The 12237-nt window shown below is 64.6% G+C and carries 9 protein-coding genes; 1 reads left to right on the plus strand and 8 read right to left on the minus strand.

All coding sequences use genetic code 11. The features are described from left to right. Positions 1 to 70 precede the first annotated feature (70 nt). The 8 genes from HY852_RS18335 to HY852_RS18370 all read right to left on the minus strand — a co-directional run bounded on the left by HY852_RS18335 (position 71) and on the right by HY852_RS18370 (position 10808). Positions 71 to 1012 carry a DMT family transporter gene (locus HY852_RS18335; protein ID WP_291606260.1) on the minus strand — a complete coding sequence of 314 codons (942 nt, stop codon included), beginning with the start codon at positions 1010 to 1012 and terminating at the stop codon, positions 71 to 73. Between the two features lie 186 nt (positions 1013 to 1198). Next, positions 1199 to 2038 (minus strand): aldo/keto reductase, encoded by an 840-nt coding sequence (locus HY852_RS18340; protein ID WP_291606197.1) that lies wholly within the window; start codon positions 2036 to 2038, stop codon positions 1199 to 1201. 475 nt (positions 2039 to 2513) lie between these two features. Beyond that, complete coding sequence (locus HY852_RS18345) at positions 2514 to 5222, minus strand: nitrate reductase (protein WP_291606198.1); 2709 nt, start codon at positions 5220 to 5222, stop codon at positions 2514 to 2516. Between the two features lie 13 nt (positions 5223 to 5235). Next, positions 5236 to 6453: an FAD-dependent oxidoreductase gene (locus HY852_RS18350; protein ID WP_291606199.1), complete on the minus strand. Its 1218-nt coding sequence runs from the start codon at positions 6451 to 6453 to the stop codon at positions 5236 to 5238. A gap of 42 nt (positions 6454 to 6495) precedes the next feature. After that, positions 6496 to 7287, minus strand: a complete 792-nt coding sequence (locus HY852_RS18355; protein WP_291606200.1) for an ABC transporter ATP-binding protein — start codon at positions 7285 to 7287, stop codon at positions 6496 to 6498. Between the two features lie 11 nt (positions 7288 to 7298). Then, a complete protein-coding gene (ntrB, locus tag HY852_RS18360; RefSeq protein ID WP_291606201.1) occupies positions 7299 to 8195 on the minus strand; it encodes a nitrate ABC transporter permease in 897 nt (298 codons plus the stop codon). Between the two features lie 58 nt (positions 8196 to 8253). Beyond that, the gene (locus HY852_RS18365; protein ID WP_291606202.1) at positions 8254 to 9570 is read right to left on the minus strand and encodes a CmpA/NrtA family ABC transporter substrate-binding protein; all 1317 of its coding nucleotides are present in this window, start codon (positions 9568 to 9570) and stop codon (positions 8254 to 8256) included. A 320-nt stretch (positions 9571 to 9890) separates the two neighbouring features. Then, positions 9891 to 10808 (minus strand): dioxygenase, encoded by a 918-nt coding sequence (locus HY852_RS18370; protein WP_291606203.1) that lies wholly within the window; start codon positions 10806 to 10808, stop codon positions 9891 to 9893. A 141-nt stretch (positions 10809 to 10949) separates the two neighbouring features. Here HY852_RS18370 and HY852_RS18375 point away from each other — a divergent pair, with 141 nt between their 5' ends. After that, on the plus strand, positions 10950 to 12224 hold the full coding sequence (locus HY852_RS18375) for a serine hydrolase (RefSeq protein WP_291606204.1): 1275 nt from the start codon (positions 10950 to 10952) through the stop codon (positions 12222 to 12224). The last annotated feature ends 13 nt before the right edge of the window (positions 12225 to 12237 follow it).

Below are 12237 nucleotides of genomic sequence, written 5' to 3' on the forward strand. Positions count from 1 at the left end.
TTGTCTTGTCCGCTTCTCTTATCACAGCTGCAGGCAGCCTGCTCGCTCAGGCAGGGAGGATATCCCTTGTTCACGCGTTGGGCGAGCGTTCCTCGAGCACCAGGAGCTGCATGCGCCGGACGCGCTCGCGATGAGCGATGTAGAGGCCGCTGGCGACGACGAAGATAGCGCCGACCACGGTCCAGCCGTCAGGCACTTCGCCGAAAATCAGATAGCCGAGGATACTGACCCACACCAGCTGCGTGTACTGGAACGGCGCCAGCACCGAGGCGTCGGCGTAGCGGAAGGCCAGCACCACGATCCACTGCCCGGCGGTGGAGGCGAAACCGATGAAGATGCCGAACAGGATGTCGTTCCAGCTTGGCGTCACCCAGACGAACGGCACCATCGCGGTGAGCAGGACGAGGCCCGTGATCGCCGAATAGGTCATCGTGGTGAGCACGGCTTCTCTCCCGCTCATCATACGCGTCATAATCAGCGTCGAGGCCCAGGCGAGCGCGGACAGGATCGGAAAGAACGCCGCCGGATGAAAGGCGCTGGTGCCTGGCCTCAAGATGACCAGCACACCGAGCAGGCCAATCGCGGTGGCGATCCAGCGACGCAGACCAACGCGCTCGCCGAGGAAGACGATCGACAGAGCGGTCACGAACAGCGGCGAGACGAAGCCGGTGGCGGAAGCTTCGGCCATCGGCAGGTATCGAAGGCCAGAGATGAAGAAGAGCGACGAGCCGAGCAGCGCCGCACCGCGCAGCAGCTGGAACGAGAGCCGTTCGGTGCGCATGGCATAGACCGGCGAGCCGGGCACCATCGCCGGCACCATGATCAGCGTAAACACCAGGAAGCGGATCCACGCGATCTCGATCGACGGCATCGTCGCCGACAGATATTTCGCCGTGACGTCCGAGCAGCCGAGAAACACCGTCGATAGCAGAATCAGGCCAATGCCCTTGAAGGGAAGATCGGCGCGCGATGGCGTGCGGCGGGTCACGGGTTTCTTCTCGGGCAACGGCATGGAGGCACTGTCGAGCCTTGCGGCTGCGGCGGGCGGCGGGTTCACGGGTGATACTCGGGGCAAGGTGGAATCAGGGAAGAGCCTACATGCCGATAATCGGCCCCCGGCTGCAACATCCGAAAACAGGACGCCGATATGCGCGATTGTGCGACAGCAGGAAACGCTCTCAAGAGAGGCCCCTCCTCATCACAGCATCGGCAGGCCATGCGGCTTCGGGCCGCGCGGAAAGGCCGCATCCAGCGCGGCGATCTCATCCTCTTCAAGCAGGATGTCGCCGGCGTGCGCGTTTTCCGCCGCGTGCTCCGCGCTGGACGCTTTCGGGATCGCGAACACGGCCTTGTTCCGAGTGAGAAAGCTCAGCGCCACCTGACGCGGGCTGGCGCCATGCTCCTGCGCGATCTCATGCAGCGCCGTCCCGCCCTTGCTGCGCGAGGTTGGAAAATCATCATGGCCGAAGGGCGAATAGGCCACGACCGCGACGCCGTGCTGCTCACACCACGGAATTACCGCATGCTCGATCGCGCGTTCCTTCAGGTGATAGAGCACCTGATTGCAGGCCATCTTTCCCTCGCCCGCGACATCGAGCATCTCCGCTAGATCGTCCTCGTCAAAGTTTGAAACGCCCCATGAGCGGATCTTGCCGGCGCGGACAAGTTCGTCGAACGCCGCGACCGTTTCCTCGAAGGGATAGGAACCGCGCCAGTGCAACAGGTAGCAATCGAGCCGATCCGTCTTGAGCCGCTGCAACGAGCGTTCGCAGGCGGCGATGGTACCGCGCCGAGAGGCATTGCTGGGCAGAACTTTAGAGACCAGGAACACCTCGTCACGACGGCTCGCGATCGCTTCCGCGATCACGAGTTCCGCATCGCCGTACAGTTCCGCGGTGTCGATGTGGGTCATGCCGAGATCAAGCCCGCGCCGAAGCGCCGCTACCGCTTTGACGCGATCGCCCTGATCGAGGTACCAGGTGCCCTGCCCGATCACCGATACGTCGGGGCCGCCACGGCCGAACTGCTGTGTTCTCATGCAAGGCTCCTGCGACCATTGTTCTTCTTCAAGTTGACCAAGTGCTTGACGGACGGAGGCAACATAACGGACGTTAGCTGCACAGTCGATTGCGCTCCGTTGCAGTGGTTGGACTCCGCTGCCGCTTCGTTTTAGGTGTCGTCCCCGCGAAGGCGGGGACCCATAACCCCGGGGCGCAGTGATCGCGCCGTCGCGCGACATGTCGGCGACGTTACGGCCGGACGACGGCCCAGCCACGTGCGGCCGCGCATGAGGAAAGACGTGGAATGGCTGGAACAAGCCCGGGCATGACGAGTGAGAATGTGGCGCACGCCCGGTTCAACAACGTCATTGCGAGGAGCGACAGCGACGAAGCAATCCAGACTGTCACCGTCGCGGAATTCTGGATTGCTTCGCTTCGCTCGCAAATGACGAGGTAAACAGCAGCACCGAATTTTGAAACAGCAGACTCCGCATTCTGGCGGCGGTGATGCAATCAATTCGCCGCGCTTGCGAATCGCGTCTCCTTCGAACCTGCTTCACCCTCGCCTGCCTGCGCAATCAACCGCTTCAGTTCGGGAATGCAGGAGCCGCAATTGGTGCCCGCCTTGAGCTTCGCGCCGATCTCGGCAGGCGTGTGCGCGCCGGCGCCGATCGCATCGCAGATCGAGGTGCGGCCGACGCCGAAGCAGGCACAGACGACCGGGCCCGTACTTACTGCGCCTTCGATCGACTTGCCGGACAACAGGATGCGGCGCTGCTCGTCGCTCAGACGGTCGGCCGCGAACAGGCTTCTCACCACCTCCCAATCGCCACCATCGTGAGCGGGGCCAACGAACACGCAGGTCTCGATGCGGTCACCCGCAAACGACGCCGCGCGATAGATGCCGCCGCCGAAATCCCGGTACTCGACGAGGTCGTCGCCGGCGATTGCCTGAAGCCAGGCCGGCCAATGCCTGAGATCGCCGTTGTCGGCGAACAAGTAGCCGCAGCCTCCGGAAGCCGCGACGCGCGTCCACCACAGCCGCGGCGGCAGGTCGAGTTCCCGGCGTGACAGGGCAAAGCCGCGGAAGACGTATTCGCATGGCGCGATCGCCGCCGGCGTCGCCTTGTTCTCGGGCTGCCCGGAGAACGGATCGGTGAAAGGGGCAATCAGCGCACCGACGCGCGCGTTCGATGCGTTCGTCGCGCTCCAATGGATGGGCGCAAACAGCATGCCGCGCCGCTGCCGCTCGCTCACGATGACCTTCAGGATGCATTGGCCATAATCGGTGGTGACGCGCGCGAAGCTGTCGTCGACGATACCATATTTGGCGGCATCGTCGGGATGGATCTCCACGAACGGCTCCGGCAGATGCGCGGAAAGGCGCGGGCTGAGCCCGCTGCGCGTCATGGTGTGCCACTGGTCGCGGACGCGGCCGGTGTTCAGCCGCAGCGGGCGCGATGCCGTCGTCTCGGTCCGGAGGGCCGGCGCTTCAGGAGCGACGAAGCGTGCCCTCTTGTCGGCGGTGAAGAAGTTGCCCCCGGCGAAGAAGCGGGCAGTCGGGCCTGCGCCCTCGCGTGCCGGCCATTGCACCGGCGCAAGCTCGTCGAAGGCTGCGTCCGAGAGCGACTTCAGGGCACCGAGGTCGAAATCGCGCCGGCCGTCGTTCTCGAACGCGGAGAGCGCCGCATGTTCGCGGAAGATGTCGGCCGCGGAAGTGAAGTCGAACCCGGCGGCAAAGCCGAGGCGTTTGGCGACCTCGCAGAGGATCCACCAGTCCGGCCTGGCTTCGCCCGGCGCGGGCAGGAAGGACCGCTGTCGCGAAATGCGGCGCTCGGAATTGGTCACCGTTCCCGACTTCTCGCCCCATGCCAAGGCCGGCAGCAGCACATGCACGCCGCTATCGACGGTGTCGTTCGCCAGCACGTTCTCGGACACCACGAACAGCTCGAGTTTCCTCAAGGCCTCGCGCACGACATCGGCATGGGGCAGCGACACCGCCGGATTGGTGCCCATCACCCACAGCGCCTTGATCTCGCCGCGGCCGATCGCCTCGAACATCTGCACCGCCTTGAGGCCCTCATGGACAGCGATGTGCGGCGCCTTCCAGAACCTGCGCACGCGATCGATCTCGGGTGGCGTGAAGCCCATGTGCGCGGCGAGCTGATTGGCCAGGCCGCCAACCTCGCGGCCGCCCATCGCGTTGGGCTGGCCGGTGAGCGAGAACGGCGAAGCCCCCAACTTGCCAATCCGCCCCGTGGCAAGGTGGCAGTTGAGGATGGCATTGACCTTGTCGGTGCCCTGCGCCGACTGGTTCACGCCCTGCGAAAAGAGCGTGACCACGCGCGGCGTGTCGCGGAACATCTGGAAGAACGCCGTGACGTCGCGCTCGGAAAGTCCGGTCGCGAGCGCGGTCGCGGGCACGCCGCCGGCAATGCTGCGGGCACGCGCGAGCGCCTCGTCGAAGCCGGACGTGTGCTGCGCGATATAGTCCTGATCCAGCGCGCCGCTGTCGACGAGATGCACAAGCAGGCCGCAGAACAGAGCGGTGTCGGTGCCGGGTGTCAGGCCGAGAAAGAGATCGGCTTCGCCGGCGGTATCGGTCCGGCGCGGATCGATCACGATGATACGCGCGGCGCGCTTCTGCTTGTTGGCGAGCATGCGCTGGAACAGGACCGGGTGGCACCAGGCGGCGTTGGAGCCGACCATCACCAGAAGGTCGGCCTGGTCGAGATCCTCGTAGCAGCCCGGCACGGTGTCGGCACCGAAGGCGCGGCGGTGTCCGGCCACGGATGACGACATGCACAGCCGAGAATTGGTGTCGACGTTCGCCGAGCCGATGAAGCCCTTCATCAGCTTGTTAGCGACATAGTAGTCTTCGGTGAGGAGCTGGCCGGACAGATAGAACGCGACCGCATTGGGACCGTCGCGGGCAACGATGTGGTTGAGGCGATGAGCGACGTGATCGAGCGCATCGCTCCAGGCAACGCGCTCGAGCGAGCCCTTGCAGCGGATCATCGGATGCAGCAGCCGCCCGTTCAGAGACAGCGTCTCGCCGAGGGCCGAGCCCTTCGAGCACAGCCGACCGAAGTTGGCCGGATGCTGCGGGTCGCCGGCAATCGTTGCATCCCCATGACGATCGGGCGTCGCCAGCACGCCACAGCCGACGCCGCAATAGGGGCAGGTCGTGCGGATGGTGGAGGTGTGGACGACGGCGGTCATCGCGCGAAGACCGTCATGCAGCGATCGCCCGGTCGGCGAGCGAGCGGCCGAACATCATCGCGCCGCGGATGCGGGCGACGGGCTGGCGGCTGCGGATCAATTCGAGATACCACAGCGCGTCGGCCACGTCGCCGACCAGGACCGCGCCGGTCAGGCACCCGTCGGCGATGACCAGCTTCTTGTAGGTGCCCTGCCTCAAGTCGGAGAGCACGATGCTCTCGCTGCAATCACTTCCAAGGAAATCACCGGCCGAGAATACGCTGACGCCGGAGACTTTCAGATTGGTCGCAACCACGCTGCCGCAATAGGCGCCACCCTGCCCGGCCAGATGGCGGGCCAGAACGCGGGCCTGTTCATAGGCTGGTTCGACCAGGCCATAGCAGACGCCGCGATGCTCGGCGCATTCGCCGAGCGCAAAAATGCCGGGTGCGCTCGTCTGCATCAAGTCATCGACCACGATGCCGCGGTTGACGGCAAGGCCGGCGTCCTTGGCCAGGGTGACGTTGGGCCGGATGCCGGCGGCGAAGACCACGGCGTCGGCCTCCAGGCGCAGCCCATCGGCAAGCTCGATGGTCTCGACGCGTTCGTTGCCATGGATGCGGGCGGTATTGGCGCTTAGCAGAATGCGGATGCCCTTGCACTCGACCAGCGACTTCAGGAGCGCGGCCGCGGGCGCGTCGAGCTGACGCTCCATCAGGCGGTCCATCAGATGCACCAGCGTCACCGCAGCTCCGGCCTTGGCGAGGCCATACGCCGCCTCGAGGCCAAGCAGCCCGCCGCCGACCACGACGACACGCTGCTTCCTGGCCGCGAGTGTGAGCAACAGATCGACGTCGCGGCTGTCGCGAAACGTGTGCACGCCGGCAAAATCGGCGCCCGGGATGTTCAGCCGCAGCGGCATCGATCCGGTGGCAAGCACGAGCTTCGTGAAAGCGATGCTCTCCTCGCCCGCGATCTTCACTTCGCGTCGGCCGACGTCGATCTCGGTGGCAGCAGAGCCATATTGCACGGTGACGCCGCGATCGCGCCACCAGGCGGCGGGCCTCAGCTCGAGCTCGTGCGAAGCCGTCTCGCCGGCGAGCACCGACGACAACAGCACGCGATTATAGGCGAGCCTCGGCTCGGCGCCGATCACGGCGATGGCGTAGCGGCCCAGCGCGACCTTGCCCAGTTCCTCGACAAGGCGCGCTGCCGCCATCCCGTTGCCGACAATCACCAGAGGCTCGCTCACGGCACATCCTCTTCCAGTCCTGGTCCTGTACTTGTCCGGAACCTACGCCGCCTCGACGAAGCGATGCCGCTCGTAAAGGAATTCGAGGACACGCTGCCGGCACTGGAGGTAGGCCGCATTGCTGGCCAGATCGAGCCGCTTGCGCGGGCGCGCCAGCGGCACCTCGAGCACCTCGCCGATCCGCGCGCTCGGCCCGTTGGTCATCATAACGATGCGGTCCGAGAGCAGCACGGCCTCGTCGACGTCGTGCGTGATCATCAGGATGGTGTTGTTCAGCTTCTGGTGCAGCGCCATCACCGAGTCCTGCAGGTGTGCGCGCGTCAGCGCATCCAGCGCGCCGAAGGGCTCGTCGAGCAGGAGCACCTTCGGCTCCATTGCCAGGGCTCGCGCAATGCCGACGCGCTGCTTCATGCCGCCCGAGATTTCCGACGGCCGCTTGTCCCGGGCGTGAGCCATCTGGACCAGGTTGAGATTGTGCATGGTCCAGGCGTCGCGCTCGGCGCGGCTCTTGGTCGAAGAAAACACCTTGTCGACGCCGAGCCTCACGTTTTCATACACCGTGAGCCAGGGCAGCAGGCTGTGGTTCTGGAACACCACCGCGCGGTCCGGCCCCGGCGAATTGACCTCGCGATTCTCCAGGATCACGCCGCCCATGGTGGCGCGGGTGAGGCCTGCGATGATGTTGAGCAGGGTCGACTTGCCGCAGCCGGAGTGGCCGATGATCGAGACGTATTCGCCCTTCTCGATCGACAGGTTGATGTCCTTCAGAACCTCGGTCGTGGCGTTGCCGCGGGTGAACGTCTTGTCGATGTGGTCGAGCTTCAGATAGGCCATGTGCCGCCTCCTCAGTTCTGCGCGGTGCCGCGGGTTACGAACTTTCCGGCCGCGGCAATCAGGCGGTCGAGCACGAAGCCGACGATGCCGACATAGAACAGCGCCAGGATGATTTCGCTGATGTGCGAGGAATTCCACGCATCCCAGATGAAGAAGCCGATGCCGACGCCGCCGATCAGCATCTCGGCGGCGACAATCGCCAGCCACGACAGGCCGATGCCGATGCGAAGTCCGGTGAAGATGTAGGGCGCCGCCGCCGGGATCATGATCTTGGCAAAGAACTCGAGCGGATTGAGCTGCAGCACCGCGGCGACGTTGCGATAGTCCTGCGGGATGTTGCGGATGCCGACCGCCGTATTGATGATGATCGGCCAGATCGAGGTGATGAAGATCACGAAGATCGCCGAGGGCTGGCCGTCGCGGAACGCGGCGAGCGACAGCGGCAGCCAGGCGAGCGGCGGAATGGTGCGCAGCACCTGGAACAACGGATCAAGCCCGCGCATCGCCCAGACCGATTGTCCCACCAGGACGCCGAGCGCGACGCCGCCGACCGCCGCCAGCGAATAGCCGAACGCGACGCGCTGCAGGCTCGCCGACAGATGCCAGAACAGGCCCTTGTCGATGCCGCCATTGTCGAAGAACGGATCGAGGATCAGCTCCCTGGTGTCCTTGAACACCCTCGACGGCGGCGGCAGGGTCGAGCCGGCGCGCCGGCAGACCAGCTCCCAGACGAGGACAAGAAGCGCGAGCACGACCAGCGGCGGCACGACGCGCGCCGCCGTCTCCTTCGCCATCTTCAGATACTTTTCCGCACGCGGTGCCTGCTTCGGAGTCAGGGCGACGACCGGCGCCGCGGGGCTTACAGGCAGGACCGTGTCCATTTCAATCTTCCTGGCAGTCATGTTCATCGGAAGGCTTCTCCGGCTCGTGGATGCGGCCGTCCTTGAGGACGGCCGCGGCTCTCGTTCAGACTTCGATCCGCTTGATGGCGAGCGACTTCAGATAGGCGGCGGGATTGTCCGGATCGAACACCTTGCCGTCGAAGAAGGTCTCCTTGCCGCGCGAGGTGGACGTCGGGATGTCGGAGGCCGCAACGCCGAGCGTCTTGGCCGCATCACGCCAGAGATCTTCGCGGTTGACCTTGGCGACGAGCCCCTTGGTATCGAAGGTCGGCTCGAACTTGCCCCAGCGAATGTCCTCGGTCAGGAACCAGAGGTCGTGGCTCTGGAACGGGTAGGACGCGTGGTCGCGCCAGTACTTCATGATGTGCGGCGAGTTCTCCACGACCTTGCCGGTGCCGTAGTCGAACTTGCCGGCGGTGCGGTCATAGACGTCCTCGACCGGGCAGTTGATCCACTGCCGCTTGGCCATGATGGTGGCGAGCTCCTGCTTGTTCTCGGCCTTTTCGGCCCACTGCTGGGCTTCCTGCACGGCCATCAGCAACGCCTTCGCAGCCTTCGGATATTTGTCGACCCAGGCCGCTCGCATCGCGAAGGACTTTTCGGGATGCTTGTTCCAGATCTCGCCGGTGTTGACCGCGGTGTAGCCGATGTTCTGATGAATGAGCTGCAGATTCCACGGCTCGCCGACGCAGAAGCAATCCATGGTGCCGACCTTCATGTTGGCCACCATCTGCGGCGGCGGCACCACGATGGTCTCGATGTCCTTGTCGGGATCGATGCCGCCGGCGGCGAGCCAGTAGCGGATCCACAGATCGTGGGTACCGCCCGGGAAGGTCATGGCGGCCTTCACCGCCTTGCCGGACGCCTTCTTCTTCTCCAGCGCCGCCTTGAACGGAGTGGCGTCGACGCCGAGCTTCAGGTCCGCATATTCCTTGGCCACCGAGATGCACTGCGCATCGAGGTTGAGGCGCGCCAGGAGGTACATCGGCGTCGGCTGGTTGTTCTGCGTCACCTTGCCGGCGGAGATGAGATACGGCATCGGCGTGAGGATGTGCGCGCCGTCGATGCCGTTGCCTTCGGAGCCGAGCACGAGGTTGTCGCGTGTCGTGCCCCAGGAGGCCTGCTTCAGCACCTCGACATCGGGCATGCCGTGTTTGGCGAACAGGCCCTTGTCCTTGGCGACAAACAAGGGACCCGCGTCGCTCAGCGCGATGAAGCCGAGCTTGGCGCCCTTCACCTCCGGACCAGCCTCTTGCGCAAATGCGCCGCCGGGGAGGTTCAGCTTCGCGGCGGCCAGCAGCGCAGCCGCCCCCGCGCCCGCTTTCAGGAGTTGGCGGCGGGAAAGGCCACGGCGCAGAATCGGAGTGTCAGTCTTCCTCATGGGTGCGGTCGTCCTTCTGTGTGCTGGAGATGATGGCCGTCCGTCTCATGCCGGTCGCCGCGCGCACGGATGCGCGTTCTGGGGAGGCCCCAGTCGGGCGGCGCCACGATTCGGATTGATGATCTCGAGGGACGGCTTCAATGGCGTCGACACGATCTATTCAAGCTTCGTGCCAAGCCCGTACACTTCAGAAAGTATAGTTCGATCAATGGATTGACGCGACCGGGCTGTGGCGTCCGGAATGCGACTCGCTTGCAAAATTTGCGATTCGCTCAATTCCTGTGCGGCGCACAACAATTGAGCAGAAGGTTTGAGAGACCTCAGGCGTACTCGCCGAGCTTGATGCCAAGCGGTGTCGGAGGCGTGCCCTTGCCGGGCTTCAGATGGAATTCGTAGGTCATGAGATTCCATTCCGAAGGCGCCGGCTTGCCGTCCGGCATCACGGCGTCGCTGCGCTTCTCGACCTTCGCGATCAGTTCGTCCTTGACCCCGAACACGACGTCGGAATCGAGATACTTGTCGCCGCCAATGAACAGATGCGTGACCAGCGGCTCGTAGCCCGGTGCGGCGACGACGAAATGAATGTGAGCCGGTCGCATCGGATGGCGGCCCGTCTGCCGGATCAACTCCCCGGTTGGCCCATCAATCGGCACCGGGTAGCTGCACGGCACGACGCTGCGGAAGAAGATGCGGCCGTCGAGATCAGTAACGAAGCGCGCCCGCGCCGACGGACCCGTGGTGGCGTAGTTCGGCTTCTGTGAATCATAAAGGCCGCCGTCGTCGGCGTGCCAGACGTCGACCGGCACCCCGGCCAGCGGCTTGCCGGCAACATCGGTCACGCGGGCCTGAACGAACAGCTTCTGGCCGCTCTGGCTGTCCGGCGATATGTCAGCGCCGTGCGGCATCTCCTTGTGCTCGCCGACATAGAACGGGCCGAGCACGGTGGTTTCGGTCGCGCCGCCGCGTTCGCGGTGGTTCACGGCATCCACCAGCATCGACACGCCCAGCACGTCTGACAACAGGATGAATTCCTGGCGAATGGGCGTACATTTCTGGCCGGTGCGGGTCAGAAAGTCGATGGCGTATTCCCATTCCTCGAAACTGAGACTGGTCTTGCGGACGTAGTCGTGCAGCGACTTCACCAATTCCTGCAGCAGGAATTTGACGCGCGGATCGGGCGCGTCCTCGAAGCTGCGGACGACGGCCTCGGTGAGTTCGGTTTCGCTGAACTGGTGCATCTTGCTTTCCTGCCCGTCGTTTCCGCACACTAACCGCCAGCCTACACCAGTACCCTTGCCCGGGTAAGCGCCGGCCGCGTTGGCAGTTGCCCAGGATTTCGGCTATCACCGACCCGACAAGTTGTCCGGAGGAATGCCCCGATGCTCGCCCCCGCCCCCGCCTCGCCCGAATCCGTCGGCATGTCCAAGGCCGCGCTGGACCGTGTCGAAGCGCATCTGAAGAACCGCTACATCGACGCCGGCCGCTTTCCGGGAACCCAGCTTCTGGTCTATCGCCGCGGCAAGGTGGTGCACAGTTCGGTGCAGGGCTTTGCCGACCTCGAGCGCAAGGTTCCGGTCAAGGATGATACCATCTTCCGCATCTATTCGATGACCAAGCCGCTCACCAGCGTCGCCTTCATGATGCTGGTGGAAGAAGGACACGTCGCGATCGACGAGCCCGTGCACAAGTACATCCCGGAATGGAAGGATCTCGGCGTGTTCGTCGCTGGCACGGCGCCGAACTTCCTGTCGAAGCCGCCATCGCGGCCGATGCTCATTGTCGACCTCCTCCGGCACACCTCCGGCCTCACCTATGCATTCCAGCAGCGCTCGAACATCGACGCTGCCTATCGGGAGAAGAAGATCGGCGAGGTGGTCACGTCCGGCACCCTGCAGTCGATGATCGAGGACCTCGCCAAGGTCCCGCTGGAGTTCTCGCCGGGCGAAGCCTGGAACTATTCGGTCTCCACCGACGTGATCGGTTATCTGATCGGAAAGATCAGTGGCGTGCCGTTCGAGCAGTTCCTTAAACAGCGGATTCTGGATCCGCTCGGCATGAAGGACACCGATTTCTACGTGCCCGCCGACAAGGCGCATCGCCTGGCGGCCTGCTATTCCGCCGATCCACAGGGCGGCACGACGTTTCATGCCGGCCAGCGCAAGGGCACCTTGACGCTGCAGGACGATCCGGCGACCAGCTCGTACCTCGCGCCGCCGAGCTTCATCTCGGGCGGCGGCGGCCTGTGCTCCACCGTCGCGGACTATCTCACCTTCTGCCGCGCGCTGCTCAATGGCGGCGAACTGGGTGGCGTCCGGCTGATCGGGCCGAAAACGCTGGCGCTGATGACGACCAACCACATTCCGGGCGGCCACGACCTGCCGGACATGTCGCGTTCGCTGTTCAGCGAAGCCACTTATAAAGGCATCGGCTTCGGCCTCGGTTTCGCGGTGACCATGAGGCCAGCGGAGACGCTGATCGCTGGCAGCCCCGGCGAATACAACTGGGGCGGCGCCGCCACGACCTCGTTCTGGGTCGATCCGGCGGAAGAACTGGTCACGATCTTCATGACTCAGGTGCTGCCGTCGAGCGCCTATCCGATCCGGCGCGAGCTGCGCAGCATGATCTACGCGGCGATCACCGAGAGTAACCTCTAGGGGTCGGCGGCCG

The organism is Bradyrhizobium sp., from assembly GCF_016213215.1.
In the GTDB taxonomy this organism is placed as follows: Bacteria; Pseudomonadota; Alphaproteobacteria; order Rhizobiales; family Xanthobacteraceae; genus Bradyrhizobium.